Source organism: Oceanobacter antarcticus (genome assembly GCF_044962685.1).
GTDB classification, from domain to species: Bacteria; Pseudomonadota; Gammaproteobacteria; order Pseudomonadales; family Oceanobacteraceae; genus Oceanobacter; species Oceanobacter antarcticus.
This window is the reverse complement of record NZ_JBBKTX010000029.1, coordinates 20,167-38,631: the sequence shown is the minus strand read 5'-3', so window position 1 is coordinate 38,631 and position 18,465 is coordinate 20,167. Positions and strand designations below refer to the sequence as shown.

Below are 18,465 nucleotides of genomic sequence, written 5' to 3'. Positions count from 1 at the left end.
CCGAACCCTTCAGACGCGGCACTGACCGCGCTTGCCAGTGTGAGCCAGATAGTCATGTCTTCCCCAGATACATCGTCAACCCAGTCCAATGTGTTACCGACGCAAGCCCGCACACGTATTGAACAGCTGCGTCAGCAAATCAACGACCATAATCACCGTTATTACGTATTGGATGAAGCGGCGATTCCGGATGCGGAATACGACCGCCTGATGCGAGAACTACAGACGCTGGAAGCGCAATATCCTCAATGGATAACTGCCGACTCTCCAACCCAGCGAGTAGGGGCAGAGCCACTGGCGGCGTTTGATCAGGTTCAACATGAACTACCCATGTTGTCGTTGGATAACGCCATGAACGCGGAAGAGTTTGCTGCGTTTTATCAGCGTATCCGCGATCGCCTGAAAACGACGGCCGAGATTGAACTGATCTGCGAACCGAAACTGGATGGCCTGGCCGTCAGTTTGCTTTATGAGCAGGGCAAGCTGGTACGGGCAGCAACTCGAGGTGATGGCCAGACCGGCGAAGACATCACCCGTAACGTACGTACCATCAACAACGTACCCTTACGCCTCCAGGGTGACGCCTGGCCGCGACGTATTGAAGTGCGTGGTGAAGTGTACATGCCCAAAGCCGGGTTCGAGGCCTACAACGCCAAAGCCAGGGCTGCGGACGAAAAAGTGTTTGCCAACCCGCGTAATGCGGCGGCTGGCTCACTACGTCAGCTTGACGCTCGTATTACCGCCAAACGGCCGCTGGAATTCTGTGCTTACAGCATCGGCATCGTGTCGGATGAATTTGGACTGGCAACGACACATCGCGGGATTCTGGATCAGATTCAGGGTTGGGGTATCCGCATTAACCCGGAAACCCGCACTGCGAATGGTCTGGAACAGGCGCTCGATTGCTATCGGCTGTTAGGAGAAAAACGCCACCAACTGGGCTACGAAATTGATGGTTCAGTGTTCAAGGTGAATGCGCTGGCATTGCAGCAACAGCTGGGATTTGTCGCCCGCGCGCCACGTTGGGCGATTGCCTATAAATTTCCGGCGGTGGAGCAGATGACCCGCTTGCTCGGGGTCGACTTCCAGGTTGGTCGTACCGGCGCAGTAACCCCGGTGGCACGACTGGAACCCGTGCATGTGGCCGGAGTGACCGTCAGCAATGCCACGCTGCATAATATGGATGAAGTGGCGCGCCTGGGTGTGCGTATTGGCGATACTGTGATTGTGCGCCGGGCGGGTGACGTGATTCCCCAGGTGGTCTCCGTGGTACTGGAGCAACGGCCGGAACACACCGATGCCATTCTGATACCGGACAGCTGCCCGGTGTGTGACTCGCTGATTGAAAAGGTGGAAGGTGAAGCCGTGGCCCGTTGTACCGGTGGCCTGGTGTGTGCCGCGCAACGCAAGGAAGCGATCAAGCACTTTGCCTCGCGCAAGGCGCTGGATGTTGAAGGCCTCGGCGATAAACTGATTGAACAGCTGGTGGCGGCCGATCTGATTGATTCCGTCGATGACCTGTTTCACCTGACGCTGGAGCAGTTGTCCGGTTTGGAGCGTATGGGGGAAAAATCGGCAACCAACGTACTGGCGGCACTCGACAAGGCCAAACAGACCACACTGGGCCGTTTTTTGTATGCGCTGGGTATTCGCGAAGTCGGCGTAGTGACTGCTCAGAGTCTGGCGGATCATTTCGGTTTTTTGCAGCGGATTATGGATGCCAGTATTGAGCAATTACTGGACGTTGCCGATGTGGGCAGCGTTGTTGCCAGTCATGTCGTCAACTTTTTTGCTGAAGCCCACAACCGTACCGTGATCGAGCAACTCAAAAACGCCGGAGTGGTCTGGCCCGAAGGGGAGCCGGCCAGAGCGGCTGCCGAAGACTTGCCACTGGCCGGGCAAACGGCCGTGATTACCGGTACGTTGACGGCGTTGTCCCGTGATGAAGCCAAAGCCCATTTACAAACCCTGGGTGCCAAGGTGACCGGCAGTGTTTCGGCCAAAACCGACTTTCTGGTAGCGGGTGAAAAAGCAGGCTCAAAACTGGCCAAGGCGACTCAGCTTGGGGTCAGCGTCTGGGATGAGACCCGGTTACTGGCCGTACTGGAAGAACATGGTATTCATGTCTGATATACATGCTGATAGACATGGTAGGAGGTTCCTCGGGGCCGAAAGATGTGAATGATGTCTGCTTGCGTCAATGATGGTTAAGACAGTGAATACGGGGACGCTGATATTGGTTAACAGGAGGCAGGGATGTGAAGCGACCAGGATATGCATTCATACAAAAACGAATACAAGCACCACAGACATCGCAAGCAGTACTCAGACACAAGTTGGCCATGACGGGTCGTGTTGGTAAACGCATCAACGCGTTTTTACTGCCGGTGTTACTCGCGGCGTTGCTTTCCGCCTGCTCCACACCACAGCCAAAAAATATCAACGACGTCTGTGCCATCTTTGATGAACAGTACGACTGGTATTCCGCATCAAAAGCAGTGGAAGATCATTATGGCATTCCCATTCCGGTCACCATGGCGTTTATTCATCAGGAGTCCCGCTTCATCGGCGATAACCGTCCACCGCGCAAATGGTACTTCTGGATTATTCCAGGTGGTCGGCCATCCACGGCCTATGGTTATGCCCAGGCTCTGGATACCACCTGGCGTGAATACCAGCAAAAAACCGGCCGCTGGAGTGCCGATCGGGATGATTTTGAAGACGCCGTCGACTTTGTTGGCTGGTACAACCTCAACAGTGTCAAGCGTGCGCATATTCGCCCCAACGATGCCTATCGCCTGTATCTGGCTTATCACGAAGGCGCTGGTGGTTACCTGAAAGGCAGCTATCAGCATAAAAAATGGTTATTGGATATCGCCCGCAAGGTTGACCAGCGCGCCCGTCGTTACACCAGTCAGTTGCAACAATGCCGCGACTCGCTGGACGACGGCTGGTTCTGGCGTGGCCTGTTTGGGCAAGCCCCTTTTTCAGTCCCCTTGTCTCCCGCTCAGCAAGCCATCGCAGCGCGGGTGTTATGGTCTCAGGCTGGATAAAGGCTGTCGTTCAGGCCGTGATCAGGCGCTTTTCCCTGCATACCCTGTTGCTTGCGCCAATTATCCAGTCGGGTATGCAACTGTTTGCCATCGAACCTCGCGTTATCCGCTACGGAGGCGTAAAGGCTGGCATCCAGCTGTTGCAGTAGTGTCGCCAGCTGCGGATCATGGGCGTGTTCTGCCAGTTGATCGAGCCGCTGTATCCGGGTATCTGCCATCTCGTGGTGGAGCCAGGCCAACAGGGCGGTACGGATTGCACGGGTGTTACCCTGGTTACATGCGGTTGTCAGACTGGACCAGCTGCCCAGACCGCCAGCTGTATGACCGCTGGTCGGTGCTGACGGTCGATGATTACGGCGCCTCCACCAGTACAGCGTCAGCAGGTTGGTACACAGCAGAATCAGCGCGAGAATCCAGCCAATCAGCCCTGTTGTATTGATACCATGAATACTTTCCCGATGGCTGGCCGCCATGCCATCCGTGCTGTTCGCTGCTGATTGGCTTGACTGGGCTTGAGCGGATGTCGTCTGCGGGTGGTTGATCCCGGCAGCTGCAAGCGTGCTGCCACCGGGTGGCGGGTTAGTGCTGGTATGAGCCGGATTCGGTAAGACTGTCAGCGTGCGTGCTGGCAGGGTAGCGTATTGCAGTTGATTACTTTGGGTGTTCCACCATGGAATGCGCACTGCGGGCAGGATTACCTTGCCAGCCACGGTGGGCACCATGGCTACGGCTTGTTGAAACTGGCCGCTGATGCCGTTGTCACTGACGTCATCATGGTACTCCGACTGATCTGGATACTGCTTCAGGCCGGTGGGTTGCGGCAAATCCGGCAAGACGATCTGACTGGCCGACATCCCTTCTGTATTAATAATCAGCGTCCGCGTAATCGGTTCTCCAACCTGCCATTGCTCCGGGTCGGCACTGAACTGTTCTGTCAGGCTGAGCTGATGCGCGGGTAGCCAGGGAGCAGTAGGGTAGGTGGCAGGAATCGGCAGAATCTCCAGTTCGAGCGGCCGCGTGACGGCGGAAATCATGGTGCGTTTACCACCCCAGGGATCGCCGCTGTTTTGCACAATGCCGACGGCCTGGAAGCGTTGACCGGGTATCACCAGCTTGCCGGCTTTTTCCGGGTAAATAACGTAACGCCGCTCATAAACGCCGACCCGTTCGCCGTTGAGCATACTGGTGTATTGTTTGGGCTCGCCGAGCATGTCGACGCGGGCGTCTTCAACATCAAGGTCGCTGAGATTGGCATCGCGATGGTTCACCCGGTAGTAGAGTTTCTCGGTGTAGAGAATTTGTCCCTGTACATAGTGCTCTGATTGTTGATCCAGCTGGATATCAAAAAAGGCGTATTTGTCGTCCTGTTCCTTGATGCTGCTGGATAACGGATCAACCCGGATAGTGAGTGGCTGGCTGCGTTCGCCCTTGAATTCAATTGCCGGAATAGTCAGTGTGCCCGTGCGTTTGGGCACCAGTGTCATGGTCCATTCGGTGCGTGAGCTACTGTCGCCATTAACCGAGCGCATGCTGTTCATGCGGTTTGGCCCTTGCACAATATCGAAATCCTGTTTGATGGCCGTCAGATCCGGTGAACCAATAATGATTTGCGGGTCATGGCTCAAGGTCAATTGCAGGGTTTCCTGTTCCGCTAAACGACTGCGGTCAACGCTGGCGGTAAAGCTGTCAGCCAGCAAGCGCGGGCTGATCAGCATCAGTGCCAGTAATAACAGTACTGCGCGTAGCGGCTGTGCCGGGGTTTTGAATAGCGGCGGGGTCTGGTATTGGAAAGTTGAACCGAACCGGATCTGCAGCCGGAATCCTCGCTGAATTACCATAAAACGTCCTCTGGCGGCTGATCTTTCGATTGCTGGGAATACTGGTATAAAAACTTGCGCTGCAGCAGCTTGCCCGGCTGGTCGGGAACCCGGTTGAGCCATTGGCGCAGGCTGGCTTGTTCTTCTGGACTCAGGTGCTGGAGGCTATCGGTGGGAATATCACCAAGTGCGCGTTGCGGGGTTTGAGTGCCATCGGCGGCATCGTCGGACACGGATGCTGAATCTTTGCCGCTTTGCGAGTCGGATTGATCGCCATCTTTGGCCTGCTGGTTGTTGCTGGCATCTTGCTGTGGTTGATCCGGTTGCTCTGACGCGGATTGCTCTGACTCTTGTCCCTGTTGTGGGTTTTGTTGTGGGTTTTGTTGTTGGCCCTGTTGTTGCTGACCCTGTTGTTGATTATCAGGTTGCTGATCCTGACTCGGGTGCTGACCTTGCTTGCCATCAGCGGAGGATGGCGGCTGTTGCTTGTCGCCAGACTGATTTTGCCCACCGGACGGTGCTGACGCATCGTCTTTTGATGGATCCGATGGATTCTGTTGCTGATTCTGTTGCTGATTCTGTTGCTGATTCTGTTGCTGATTCTGTTGCTGATTCTGTTGCTGATTCTGCTGTTGGTTTTGCTGTTGGTTTTGCTGTTGGTTTTGCTGTTGCTGCTTCAGTGCTTGCTCGACCAGATCGCGGTTTTTACGCGCATCCTCCATCTCCGGTTGTTGCTGCAGTGCTTTATCGTAGGCGGCCAATGCATCTTCATAGCGGCCTTGCTGTGCCAAGGCATTACCCTGGTTGTAGTGGCCAGTGGCACTGCTGTCACTGGCGAAGGCGTCGGCTGCTGCCTGATAGTCTCCGGCACGATAAGCCGCCGTGCCACGCCAGCCCGGGTCTTCAAATTTGCTGGCGGCAGCGGCAGGGTCGGTTTGCAGTAATTCGGCACCCTGTTGATCCGGCGTTGACCATAAATCTTGCCATTGCAGGCCCGTGCTGGTGGCTGCGGTGGTAGCGCTGGCGGTCGGGATATCAGCGGTACTATCGGCATAGCCGGGAGGTGCCGATAACAAGCCGAACGGCAGTAACAGCAGCAGCCACCAACTGGCCAGAACACCACGGCGAAATCCTGCCAACGCCAGTGGTAGCAACAACAACAGTAGCCAGAAACCTTCGTCTTGCCAGAGATCAAACTGCGGCTGCTGGTCGCTGCGGCTGGCGTCAGCGCTGTCGGCTGACTCTGGGGATGTGGCTGAGTTGGGAGCAACCGCGTCGGGTGTCCTCGGTACAACCGCTTGCCAGTCGTCATCCAGCAAGGTCATGGCATGCCAGGGTACCCCGAGTTGTTGTTGCAGTTGGTTCAGTGGGCGGGTATCGAGGCCGGGCAAGACAATCGTGCCATCACCGTCCTGAAGGAAACCGCCAGTGGGTAACGGGATCGGTGCGCCTTGCTGGCTGCCAACTGCAAGCACTCCGAGGTGGAAGCGGTTCTGATCCAGTATCTGGTTGATGCGGTTGACATCTTTCGACTGGATACCATCGGTAATCAGTAACAGGTCGGCGTGGTTATAACCGCTGTCCTGCACCAGCTGCTGGGCCAGTTCGATGGCGCGGTCGGGGCGGCTGCCGGGGCTGGGCATAATAAACGGCGACAAGGCGGGCAGCAGATTGGCGATGGTGCCAGTGTCGTTGGTCACCGGGGTAACGGTATGGGCATCACCGGCATAAGTGATCAGTGCGGTCTGGCCATCCCGGCGGGTGTTGAGAATATCGGTGATCTTTTGTAGTGCCCGTTCCGCGCGGGAGGGTGTGATGTCCTGGGCGGCCATGGAATACGACATATCCAGCAGTATCACCAGCACCTGCTGATTCTTGTACACCGGCTGAGGCAGTTTCTCCCACGTTGGCCCGGCCACAGCCAGCGTCGCCAGCAGCCAGCCCAACGCCAGCCAGATCAGTCCCGGACGTCGTCCCCGGGCCGGTTGCTGCTCGACCATATAGTCCAACAATTGTGGATCCATCAGGGTTTGCCACTGCTGCGATGACAGTCGGCGGCGGCTGGCTTGCCACAATAACAGCGCGGCTGGCAATAGCAGCCAGAGCCACTCGGGGCGAATAAAATGAAAGGCGGTCATTACGTCAGAATCCATCACAACTGCTGTTTACCTCGTGAGCCTGAACGACGAATGGCATTGTGTAGCCAGGTGAAATCCACTATCCGGGCAAGTGCCAGTAACAGTGATAACACCAGCGCCAGCCCCAGTGGCTGATCATACAGACTGTGCTGTGGGCGGAAAATTTCCGGATCTTTCTCGGTGGGTTCGAGCTGGTCGATCAGGCCATAAATCTGGTTCAGCTCATCGATATTACGAGCACGAAAGAAGGAACCGCCAGTTTTTTGCGCAATAGTGGTGAGTGTCGGCTCGTCAAGGTCTTGTGAGGGGTTGACCCGACGATTGCCAAACAGGCCCGGTACTATCATAGAGTCGGCCCCCAATGCGATGGTGTAAATACGTACCTGGTTCTCGGCGGCCAGTTCTGCCGCCTTGAGTGGCTCGATTTCTCCAGCGGTATTGGCACCATCGGTTAACAGCACCATCACTCGGCTATTCGCGGGATGGCTGAGCAAGCGTTTGATCCCCAGACCAATGGCATCACCGATCGCCGTTTGGTCACCTGCCAGCCCAATCTGGGCTTCAAGCAGGTATTTGCGCACGGTTTCCCGATCAAAGGTTAAGGGGGTCTGGATATAGGCATTGGAGCCAAACAGAATCAGCCCCAGACGGTCGCCCTGACGCTGGTCGATAAAACGATTGACGACATTTTTAACGGCCGTTAGACGATCGACCTGGTGGCCATCAATTACCATATCCGGCCGTTGCATGCTGCCGGAAATATCCACTGCCAGCAGCAGATCCCGGCCACTGGTCGGTAAGGAGACTGCTTCTCCCAGCTGGTAGGGTCGTGCCAGTGCAATGATCAGTAAACACCAGATCAGACTGATGGCCAGCATCTTCCACCAGCCCGTACGGGTACGGGAATCAGTGGCCGTTTGGCCAGTCCAGTCATCCAGCTGGCTGACTCGTAGCGCTGATTGTTCCGGTTTGATGGCGGGTAATAACCGCCGCACCAGTAATGGTAATGGCAGCAATAGCAAGGCCCAGGGCCAGTACCACTGCAGTGACGTCAAAGCGGTCAGTGAGAACCAGCTCATGATTGTGGTTCCTGTTGCTGAATGACGTGTGCCGTTGTGACGGAGTTGGATGATGGCATTACTGGTGTAGTGGGTGTAGTGGGTGTAGTGGGTGTAGTGGGTGTAGTGGGTGTAGTGGGTATGACAGTGGCTTCGACCAGCCAATTGAGCATGCTTTGATGCAAGGTTTCCAGCTGTTGATCGTCGATATCCGCCAGCAGTGCGTAGTGCCCGTGTTGCAGCAACCGACGGCTATTGTCATCAAAATCGTGGTTGGGATAGCAGCGCTGCAAAAATGCCAGCCAGTCGTCGCCGTGCAGGGTTGTTGCTTGCGGGGCGTAGCGTTGACACCAGAGTTTCAACGTCGCTTGCAGAGTCAGTAGATAACGGTCGGTCTGGCGCTGCTGCAGCCATTCTGTTCTGGCTTGTTGCAAACGGGTTTGTAAGGACTGGCAATAGGCGCGGGTTTGCCGCCGTTGTTGCCAGGGCAGCCAGAGGCGCAAATAACCAACATAACATGCCGCAGCCAGCGCCATCAGCACGGCAACACCCAGCAGCCACCAACCGAGAGCGGGCCAGCCAGACACCGGGTCGGGTAAATGTATATCCGCCAGTGGCAGTTGTGCCGGTGCGGCAGTGGCAGGGTGTGGGACGGGATGGGTGGCCATTTTATCCTCCTGTTGCCGTGGTCAGGCCAAGCCCGGAGAGCAAGGCCCGTAACGGATCATCGGCGGTTGAAATGGTCAGCAGTGGCATACGCAACCGCATCATGTGCTGTTGCAAGCGTTGTTGTTGCTGCTCAAACCGGTGCTGATGGTCGTGTTGCTGCTGCTGCGATGAACTGTTGATCAGATCGCGCCGCTGGCCATCGCTGAGCGTCAGCCAGCCGTTGGCAGGCAAGCGGGCTTCGAGCGGATCGTATATCTGCATCGCGGTCAGATCGCAGTGGCGACTGAGGTCAAACAGCTGGGCTTCGGCGTCGGCATTCATGCCGTGCCAGTCGCTGATAAAGTAGATGCTGGTTCCCGGTTTGGCGATGCGGCGCAGATGCAGACAAATGTCGGTCATGCGCTGTTGTGACGAGGGCCTGTTGGCCGGACGGTCTTGCCTGGCCGTTAGCGAAGATGCGGCTGACAACGCTGGTTCCCGGCTCCCCGGAGGTCGCTTGTCGTAAAGGGTGGCCAGGCCATTAATGACCTGCAGCTGTTGCTTGTTGCCAGGCTTCGGACGTAGATCCAGCTCCTGGTCGTCATTAAATATCAATGCCCCAAGGCGATTGCCTTCGGCAATGGTGGCCCAGCCCAGCAATGCGGTGAGATCGGCGGCCAATAGCTGCTTGAGTGTCCGGCGGCTGCCAAAATTCATGCTGGCGCGTAAATCGGTCACCAACAGTACGGGGCGTTCTTTTTCTTCCTGGTAGACCTTGATATGAGGGCTGCCGGTACGGGCAGTCACGCGCCAATCCATCGACCGAATATCATCACCGGGCAAATACTGGCGATTTTCAGCATAGTCCAGACCGCGCCCTCTGACGCTGGACAAGTGGTTGCCTGCCCGGGTGCTGAGTACCCGTTTCTGTTTGCGTAATGGCACGCGCCGGGCTAGCTGACTGAGACGGGTCAGCCGTGCAGGATCAAACTGACTGCCATGATGGAACAGGTTCAGGGTCTGGTCGGTTGGGTAGCTCATGAGTGGTCGCCTGTCAGAGCACCGGAACCAGCGACAGCAGAGTGTCTATCACCTGATCGGTTGTTTTACCGCTGGCTTCTGCTTCAAAACTCAGCAGCAGGCGATGACGCAGTACATCGTGTACGACTGCTTGTACATCGTCCGGGCTGACGTAATCACGACCGGATAGCCAGGCGTGGCTACGGGCACAGCGCTCCAGTGCAATGGTGCCACGGGGGCTGGCGCCGTATTCGATCCAGTTGGCCAGGTCGGTGTTATAACGGCCCGGATCCCGGCTTGCCATAATCAGCTGCACAATGTACTGCTCTACTGCTTCGCTCATATGCAACGCCAGGGCCTGCTGGCGGGCAGCAAAAATATCTTTTTGGGTCAGCATTTTCAGCGGTTCTGCTGTGCTGTCGATGGCTTCGCCACGGGCCAGTCGCAGAATTTTTAATTCGGCATCGGCATCAGGGTAATCAATACGGACATGCATGGTAAAGCGGTCGAGCTGGGCTTCGGGCAGTGGATAGGTGCCTTCTTGCTCAATCGGGTTTTGGGTCGCCATTACCAGAAACAGGGGCGGTAAGGGTCGGGTGACACCGGCAACCGTCACCTGACGTTCGGCCATGGCTTCCAGCAAGGCGCTCTGCACCTTGGCCGGTGCCCGGTTAATCTCATCCGCCAGAATCAGGTTGTGGAAAACCGGCCCGGGCTGGAATTCAAAATTGTGGTGTTCGGGGCGATAGATTTCAGTGCCGGTGATGTCCCCTGGCAGCAAGTCGGGGGTAAACTGGATACGTTTGAAATCGCCTTCCATGTTCTGGGACAACGCATTGATGGCCTTGGTTTTGGCCAGCCCGGGAGCGCCTTCAACTAACAGGTGTCCGTCGCTGAGCAGTGCGATCAGTAAACGATCAACCAGATGAGGCTGGCCAATAATCCGGCTTTGCAAGGCGGTACGAAGACGTTGAAATCCTTCTTGCTGGGTCATGGAATGTTCCTGTCATGTTACATTTTTAAGCCATCGGAGCAGCCATCTGCCACCGGCGATAGTGGGCTGGACTGACGCTCAGATGGGGGCGGATGAACTAAGTTCAAGCTTTCGTTGGAGAATTGATTCCGGCATGGTGTGGTAACTTGTCAGCGTGTCACGAAAATAACCGCCAGCACTGCTACTCTTGAATAAACATGTCGATTTGATCGGACGCCTATCATGCTTACTGCTCTGCACAACATCATTACTGACCGCAATACCCCCGCTCAAGCCAACATCTTGCGCCGTTTTGCGGACACCTATTACGCTAATGCTCCCGTTGATGAATTGCTCGCCCGCCCGGTAGCGGATGTGTATGGAGCCACGCTGTCGAGCTGGCATTTTATCCAGCAGCGCCACCCCCACGAGGTGAAGGTACGGGTATTTAATCCGGATCATGAAAACCATGGCTGGCAGTCGTTACACACCGTCGTTGAAGTGGTGTGCGAGGACGTTCCATTTCTGGTGGATTCGGTGCGAATGCAGCTGAACGCCCGTCAGATGTCTTTACATGCCATCCAGTACTGTGTTCTGCACGCGACCCGCGACCGTGATGGTCATCTGCAAGCCGAAACAGACTGGCGTAAACCGGGCAAGGGCAAGTTGCCGGAAGCGATTATTTATATTGAGTTCGATCATCACTCCGACAAGGACGTGTTGCAGCAATTGACCGAGTCGCTGCATTCGGTGCTGGAAGAGGTGCGTTGTTGTGTGGAAGATTTTACTGCCATTACCCGTCGTGCCGACGAGGTCAGCCAGCATCTGGCGACTGTTCAGGTGGAAGGAATAGCAGAAGCTCTGGCCTTTATGCGCTGGCTGGGGGGGAATCATTTTACCTTCCTGGCTTCGGATGAGTTTCACTTTGAGCGGGAAGGGGATAACGAATTTGTCGTGCGTGACGGCGAACAGGATCTGGGTACATTCCGGTTCCATAAAAAGGCCGACCGTACACGCTTGAAATTACAGGATCTGCCTGCCGATATTCACGATTTTATCACCGGCACCAGCCCGGTGAGTTTTATGAAATCCGGTGTCCGCAGCCGGGTACACCGTCCGGCCTACCCGGACTATGTTGTGGTCAAGCGCTACAACGATGCTGGCGAGGTAATCGGTGGTGTGCGTTTTATGGGTCTGTATACCTCAATGGTGTATATCGAAACCCCCAATAACATCCCGATTGTACGTAACAAACTGGCACAGGTACGGGATCAGGCCAATTTTAATCCGGTCAGTCATAACGGTAAGGAACTGAACCGGATTCTGGAAGTGTACCCGCGTGATGAGCTGTTTCAGTCGTCGGTCGAGCAGCTCTATAAAACCGCCATCAGTATTTTGAATATCCAGGAGCGGCGTCAGACTCGGGTTTATCTGCGTCGCGATACCTACAGCAAGTTTGTCTCCTGTCTGGTGTATGTACCGCGTGATATTTACAACACCGAGTTACGCCAGCGTATTGAAGGGGTATTGCGGCTTGAGTTCGAACCGCTGGATATCGAATCCACCACCTATTTTTCCGAATCGGTGCTGGCGCGTGCGCAGTATACCTTGCGCCTTGACCCGGATCGCGACAACAGCTTCGACGAAGTCATGGTGGCGCAGAAAATCCGCCAGGTGGTGCGTTCCTGGCCGGATGATTTGCACGATGCCCTGATTGAACAGGTCGGTGAAGAACTGGGCAACCGCCAATTCCACGATTATCGCAGCGCCTTTCCGGCCGGGTATCGGGAAAGCTTTGGCGCTCGAACTGCCGTCGCCGACATTCAACATATGGAATCCTTGCTGAAGCAGGAGCAAGGCCAGCTGGCGATGAGTTTTTATCGCGAGCTGGAAGAAGACAATGATCACCTGCGCTTCAAACTGTTCCATCGTGGTTCTATTCTGCCGCTGTCTGACGTGATTCCAGTGCTGGAAAACCTCGGTTTGCGGGTGCTGGGAGAACACCCGTATGAGATTGTCTGCCAGAGTGGTGAAGTGGTATGGATTCATAACTTCTTGCTGCAATACACGCTGTCTGACAGCATCAGTATTACCGATGTCAAAGCCCTGTTTCAGGACTCTTTTCGGGCCACCTGGGAAGGCCGTTCCGAGAACGATGCCTTTAATCGTCTGGTTCTGGGTGGCCAGCTGGGCTGGAAAGATATTGCCCTGCTGCGCGCTTATGCCCGCTATATGAAACAGATTCGTTTTGGTATCTCCGAGTCCTATATTGCCGAGACCCTGTGCAGTTATATTCCTGTCAGTACGTTACTGGTGAAACTCTTTCATACCCGCTTTGGCCTGGACAACAGCAGTGAGGAGCAACGTCAAGCGGATACTGCCAGCCTTGAACAGCAGATACTCGATAGCCTGGACGATGTGCGTCAGCTCAACGAAGACCGCACCATCCGGCGTTATTGCGAACTGATCAAGGCGACCCTGCGCACCAACTTTTTTCAACAGGGTGATGACGGGCTGGTAAAACCCTATATTGCACTGAAGATGAATCCCGCGCTGATCAGCGAAATGCCGTTGCCAAGGCCGATGTTCGAAATCTTTGTCTACTCACCCAGGATTGAAGGTGTCCACCTGCGTGGTGGCAAGGTTGCCCGAGGCGGCTTGCGTTGGTCTGACCGTATTGATGACTTCCGTACCGAAGTGCTGGGGCTGGTCAAGGCGCAGCAGGTCAAAAACGCCGTTATCGTTCCAGTGGGGGCCAAAGGTGGTTTTGTGGCCAAGCAGTTACCCAAGGACGGTGGTCGGGATGCTTTTATTGCTGAAGGCATCAACTGCTACAAAACCTTTGTCAGCGCATTGCTGGATGTCACCGACAACCTGGTCGAAGGCAAGGCTTACCCGCCAGAACACGTCGTGCGCCACGACGGCGATGATCCGTATCTGGTGGTGGCAGCTGACAAGGGCACCGCTACTTTCTCCGACATTGCCAACGAAATTGCAGTCAGCCGAGGCTTCTGGATGGGGGATGCGTTTGCATCCGGCGGTTCCATTGGTTACGACCACAAGAAAATGGGCATCACCGCCCGTGGTGCCTGGGTTTCGGTACAACGGCACTTCCGCGAACGTGGCCACAACGTGCAAGAGAAGGACTTTACCGTCGTGGGTATTGGCGATATGGCCGGTGATGTGTTTGGTAACGGCATGTTGCAGTCGGAACATATCGGTCTGATTGCCGCGTTTAACCACCTGCATATTTTTATCGACCCGACACCGGATACTGTCAGCAGCTTTGCTGAACGCAAACGTCTGTTTGAGTTGCCACGTTCATCCTGGTCGGATTACAACAGCAAGCTGATTTCAAAGGGTGGTGGTGTCTTTTTGCGCTCCGCCAAAAGCATTGCCATTTCATTGCCAATGAAACAGTGCTTCGGCATTACCCAGGATCGTATGGCCCCTAATGATCTGATCAGTGTCATTCTCAAGGCACCGGTTGACCTGATCTGGAACGGCGGCATCGGCACCTATATCAAAGCCAGTAGCGAACGACACTCAGAAGTCGGCGACAAGGCCAACGACAGTCTGAGAATCAACGGTAATGAAGTCCGGGCCAAGGTGATCGGCGAAGGTGGCAACCTTGGTGTGACCCAGTTGGGCCGGATCGAGTTTGCCGAACATGGTGGTGCCGGTTACACCGACTTTATTGATAATGCCGGTGGTGTGGACTGCTCCGACCACGAAGTGAATATCAAGATTATGCTCAACGAGGTACTCGACAACGGCGACCTCACCCGCAAGCAGCGTAATGCCATCTTTATGGGGTTGACCGACGAGGTCGCCCAGCTGGTGCTGGGTAACAATTATCGTCAGACCCAGGCCATTTCACTGGCTTACAAGGACTGCATGACGCGCCTTGACGAGTACAGCCGCCTGATGAAAGCCTATGAAAGCCAGGGCAAACTCAACCGCTCGCTGGAGTTTCTCCCCGACGACGAGTTACTCAACGAACGCAAAAACTCAGGCTCCGGGCTGACCCTGCCGGAACTGTCAGTGCTGATCTCCTACACCAAGGCTGATCTGAAAGAACAGCTCAATTGCCCGGAAATTCATGCGGATCCGTATGTCGCCGACATCCTTAAAACGGCGTTTCCGCAGGCACTGGATGAACGTTTTGGTGAGCAACTGGGGCAGCATCGTTTGCGTCAGGAGATTATCGCCACCCAGCTGGCCAATGACATGGTCAACTACATGGGCATCACCTTTATGCATCGGCTGCATAAATCCACCGGTGCCAGTATTGCTGATATTGCCCGCGCCTACGTCGCCGCCAGAGGCATTTTTGCGCTGGAAAAACATTGGTTACAAATTAACGAACTCGATTATCAGATTGGCACCGATATCCAGGAAGACATGATGTCGGAACTGATGCGGCTGGTACGGCGAGCCACCCGCTGGTTCCTGCGTAACCGCCGCTCGGCAATCGAGATCAGCAATGAAGTAGCGCGTTTTGGCCCGGCGGTTGAAGACATCGCCGCCAATCTCGGCGATATCCTGCGTGGCTCGTCACTGGAGCGCTGGCAGCGTAGCTACCAGGCCCGGATTGATCAGGGGGTGCCGCAAGGCCTTGCCAGCTATACCGTCGGTGCCGTCAACCTGTACTCCGCACTCGGCATCATTGAAGCTGCTACCGAAACTGGCCGACCCTTTGCTGAAGTGGCAGCGGCCTACTTCGATGTTGGCGAACAACTGTCGCTCAACTGGGTAGGGCAGCAAATCAACACCTTGCCCACCAACAGCCACTGGGAAGCCCTCGCCAGAGAAAGCCTGCGTGACGACCTCGACTGGCAGCAGCGATCACTCACCGTTGGCATACTGGCCAGCAAAACCGCAGACGAGACCATGGAGACGGCACTGCAACGCTGGCAAGAAGAGCAGACCATCATGGTGGGTCGCTGGCAAAGTATGCTGACGGAGCTAAAAAGCGCCGATGCACTGGAATTCTCCATGATTGCCGTCGCCCTGCGCGAACTGCTCGACCTGGCCCAGGTCAGCCGCTACCAGCCCAACTGTTCGTCTGCTGAATAACCCGCAGCAGGACGGATCCCTTTACAACGGCGCCAGACACTTGGGCGTCGTTTTTTATGGCGGCTATGCTGTCGGGGACATCTATTTAATCCGGTGCTCACTCTGGGCTGCCGGATGGTGTCGAATCACGAAGCCGACTTGCAGGCCTGACGGGTCAAGTCAAACGTCGGCGACACAGAGTCGAGATCATCCGGCAGCCCCCGCAGGGCGCGGGTTGCCGCCGTCCAGTGCGGTGTTGACGAATTTGAAAAGGACGCGTCATTTCGCTGCATTCGCCGCCTTGCCCTGAACAACGGCAACACTCGCGCAGAGCCGTGCAGGATTAAATAGATGTCCCCTGTCGCATGCTCGGGTAGCCAGCGCAGACTTGTTCCGCAGCGCGCAAGCTTTTAATCTTGTTGTCGCGACGAGTTTCGAATGCCCTGCAGCGTCATCCCCTTAACGGGTCATGGATTATCGCTGGCAGGATTGACGTTAATAAAACAAGGAGAGTGTTATGTCGTTCCCTATCCCGATATTGTCCGACCTGGTCAGCAAAGGCATCGACAGCATTGTTCGATGGAAAGAATCAGCGGATAAAAAAGAAATCACCAAAGCCGAGTTTGAAGCCCAGAAAGAGCAGTGGAAACTGGAGATGAACAAGTATCTGCTGGATCAGGCAGGTCGACCGGATCGCGAGTTTCGTGAATTTGTGCTGGCGTATGAAGGCAGCGGCGATAACGTTCACCCGCTGGTGCAGTTTATGCGCGGGGCGATTCGGCCCTTTATCACCGTATGGGCGGTGGTCATTATTACCTTGCTGATGTTTTCAGCGGGAGCGGCGGATCGTGTTGGGGTGAATCTGGACAAAATACCAGATCAGCTGTGGACGATTTTTGAATACGTGTTTGGCTTCTGGTTTGGTGGTCGGGCGGTGCAGCATGCAATTACCGAATACTCCAACGGCAAGGTCTCTGAACGCAAACAACAGGCCAGCGCAGAAATGGAAGTGGCACGCCAGCAGACCCGGCAGATGGCTATTCAGGCCGGTGTTGAGCTTGAACTGGCAGAAAACACCGAACAGGATTTCACCGCCGCCGAACTTGACCGGGCATTGCCGTCCCGTGTCCGCAAGTACATCAAGCGCTAGGAGGGTGGCACCATGCAATTAAGCAAGCATTTTTCTTTGCACGAGTTTCTGGTGTCCCAAACCGCTGAGCGGGAAGGCGGCGAGATGCTGGCAAGACAAAACGCTCCCAGCGATCAAGTAGTGAGTAACCTCGGTTACCTGGTCACCTCCAGTCTGGAACCATTACGTACCTTGCTGGATACCCCGATGAGCATCAACAGCGGTTATCGCTGTGAGCTGTTGAACAGCCATATTGGCAGCAAATCAACCAGCCAGCATGTCGTCGGTCAGGCGGCCGACGTTGCCCTGTCCTCACAGATACTGGAGTCCAGCCGTCATACCCGTTATCGGCGAATCATCGAACACAAGGTGCGGGATCGCATTGGCCGCTCGATCCGGGCTGATGCTTCCGCCAACTTCTACCTGTTTGCGACAGCGGTGATGTATTTGCACGAACTGGATATAGACCAACTGATTCATGAATACGGCGACGATGGGCAACCGGCCTGGGTGCACATCAGCGCCAGCCAGTCACACAATCGGCGGCAAATTCTCAGAATTAACCGGGACAGTACTGAACTGATCACCCTGGAACAGGCATTGGCGTTAGGGTGCTAGGTAGCGCTCCAACGCTTCGGGAGGGAGGGCCGCTGTGAATTGCCAATATGTATGAATTGGAAAGGCGTGATAGGCCCGGTTCAGTAGTCACGAGGGTGGTATCTATGGGGGGCCGTCATACGTCAGCTAATGGCATTGGCAAATGGTAATTTTATTTGTTCAACTACGTTCAAATTCATGAACTGCACGAGGTTGTATGAACACGGTTATCGATTTGCTCAAGTCTCACCGTTCCATTCGCAAGTTTACCCATCAACCGATTACCGACGAGTTACTGCATACGCTGGTGGCGGCTGGACAGTGTGCAGCAACCTCCAACCATGTGCAGGCTTACTCGATTATTCGGGTGGTAGATCAGGGCAACCGTGAGCAGTTGGTGGCCTTGTCTGGCGGTCAGCCTTATGTTGCCGGTTGTGCCGAGTTTCTGGTGTTTTGTGCCGATATGAAACGCTCGTTCGAAGCGGCAGAACGCGCTGGAGCAGAGATTGTGACGGGGATGACGGAGCAGTTGCTGGTGGCAACCATAGATGCCGCTCTGATTGCCCAGAATCTGGTGGTGGCTGCAGAGTCGGTCGGCTTGGGGATCTGTTATATCGGTGGTTTGCGTAATAACCCGGCAGACGTCAGCGCGTTATTGAGGTTGCCTGAGCATGTCTACCCGGTATTTGGTTTGTGTTTGGGGTATCCCGATCAGCAGCCGGAGGTGAAACCGCGTTTGCCACTGGAGACCATCCTGAAGCAGGATTATTACAATGGCAGTGAGGATGAGGCCCAGGTTGCGGCTTTTGATCAGACTATGCAGTCCTACTATCAGCAACGCACTGGCAATAACAAGGAAACCAACTGGTCGCAGCAATTGCGGCCGATGTTCAGTCACAAATTGCGCCCTCATATGAAAGATTTCCTGTTTTCCAAAGGCTTTGAAATGAAGTAAACGCGGGTTGTGACGGACT

13 protein-coding genes are annotated in these 18,465 nt (G+C 55.3%); 6 read left to right on the top strand and 7 right to left on the bottom strand.

The window, feature by feature from the left end; genetic code table 11:
- Nucleotides 1–54: 54 nt before the first annotated feature.
- Together ligA and WG929_RS18470 are read left to right on the top strand one after the other, a co-directional pair.
- Nucleotides 55–2,130 (top strand): NAD-dependent DNA ligase LigA, encoded by a 2,076-nt coding sequence (gene ligA / locus WG929_RS18475; RefSeq protein ID WP_416207250.1) that lies wholly within the window; start codon nucleotides 55–57, stop codon nucleotides 2,128–2,130.
- A gap of 128 nt (nucleotides 2,131–2,258) precedes the next feature.
- A complete protein-coding gene (locus WG929_RS18470) occupies nucleotides 2,259–3,053 on the top strand; it encodes a transglycosylase SLT domain-containing protein (protein WP_416207249.1) in 795 nt (264 codons plus the stop codon).
- Here the strand turns inward: WG929_RS18470 and WG929_RS18465 are convergent.
- From WG929_RS18465 to WG929_RS18440, 6 genes are read right to left on the bottom strand one after another with little or no spacing between them, the layout of a single operon-like run.
- Nucleotides 3,041–4,891: a BatD family protein gene (locus WG929_RS18465; protein ID WP_416207248.1), complete on the bottom strand. Its 1,851-nt coding sequence runs from the start codon at nucleotides 4,889–4,891 to the stop codon at nucleotides 3,041–3,043. The genes WG929_RS18470 and WG929_RS18465 overlap by 13 nt on opposite strands.
- The gene (locus WG929_RS18460) at nucleotides 4,885–7,023 is read right to left on the bottom strand and encodes a VWA domain-containing protein (protein ID WP_416207247.1); all 2,139 of its coding nucleotides are present in this window, start codon (nucleotides 7,021–7,023) and stop codon (nucleotides 4,885–4,887) included. The genes WG929_RS18465 and WG929_RS18460 overlap by 7 nt, the downstream gene beginning before the upstream one ends.
- Nucleotides 7,023–8,087, bottom strand: coding sequence for a vWA domain-containing protein (locus WG929_RS18455; RefSeq protein WP_416207246.1), 1,065 nt, complete (start codon nucleotides 8,085–8,087; stop codon nucleotides 7,023–7,025). The genes WG929_RS18460 and WG929_RS18455 overlap by 1 nt, the downstream gene beginning before the upstream one ends.
- Nucleotides 8,084–8,734 (bottom strand): DUF4381 domain-containing protein, encoded by a 651-nt coding sequence (locus tag WG929_RS18450; protein ID WP_416207245.1) that lies wholly within the window; start codon nucleotides 8,732–8,734, stop codon nucleotides 8,084–8,086. The genes WG929_RS18455 and WG929_RS18450 overlap by 4 nt, the downstream gene beginning before the upstream one ends.
- A gap of 1 nt (nucleotide 8,735) precedes the next feature.
- Nucleotides 8,736–9,755, bottom strand: a complete 1,020-nt coding sequence (locus WG929_RS18445) for a DUF58 domain-containing protein (protein ID WP_369854766.1) — start codon at nucleotides 9,753–9,755, stop codon at nucleotides 8,736–8,738.
- 13 nt (nucleotides 9,756–9,768) lie between these two features.
- Entirely contained in the window at nucleotides 9,769–10,728 is a 960-nt protein-coding gene (locus WG929_RS18440; RefSeq protein WP_416207244.1) for an AAA family ATPase, read from the bottom strand.
- Nucleotides 10,729–10,950: 222 nt separating this feature from the next.
- On the opposite strand from WG929_RS18440, the gene WG929_RS18435 reads away from it, so the two are divergent.
- Nucleotides 10,951–15,786 carry an NAD-glutamate dehydrogenase gene (locus WG929_RS18435; RefSeq protein ID WP_416207243.1) on the top strand — a complete coding sequence of 1,612 codons (4,836 nt, stop codon included), beginning with the start codon at nucleotides 10,951–10,953 and terminating at the stop codon, nucleotides 15,784–15,786.
- A 125-nt stretch (nucleotides 15,787–15,911) separates the two neighbouring features.
- Here the strand turns inward: WG929_RS18435 and WG929_RS18430 are convergent, their stop codons facing one another.
- Nucleotides 15,912–16,058, bottom strand: coding sequence for a hypothetical protein (locus WG929_RS18430; RefSeq protein WP_416204887.1), 147 nt, complete (start codon nucleotides 16,056–16,058; stop codon nucleotides 15,912–15,914).
- A gap of 224 nt (nucleotides 16,059–16,282) precedes the next feature.
- On the opposite strand from WG929_RS18430, the gene WG929_RS18425 reads away from it, so the two are divergent.
- The 3 genes from WG929_RS18425 to nfsA all read left to right on the top strand — a co-directional run bounded on the left by WG929_RS18425 (nucleotide 16,283) and on the right by nfsA (nucleotide 18,446).
- The gene (locus tag WG929_RS18425) at nucleotides 16,283–16,915 is read left to right on the top strand and encodes a hypothetical protein (RefSeq protein ID WP_416207242.1); all 633 of its coding nucleotides are present in this window, start codon (nucleotides 16,283–16,285) and stop codon (nucleotides 16,913–16,915) included.
- 12 nt (nucleotides 16,916–16,927) lie between these two features.
- Nucleotides 16,928–17,512, top strand: coding sequence for a D-Ala-D-Ala carboxypeptidase family metallohydrolase (locus tag WG929_RS18420; RefSeq protein WP_416207241.1), 585 nt, complete (start codon nucleotides 16,928–16,930; stop codon nucleotides 17,510–17,512).
- A gap of 196 nt (nucleotides 17,513–17,708) precedes the next feature.
- Entirely contained in the window at nucleotides 17,709–18,446 is a 738-nt protein-coding gene (nfsA, locus tag WG929_RS18415) for an oxygen-insensitive NADPH nitroreductase (protein ID WP_416207240.1), read from the top strand.
- Nucleotides 18,447–18,465: the final 19 nt, after the last annotated feature.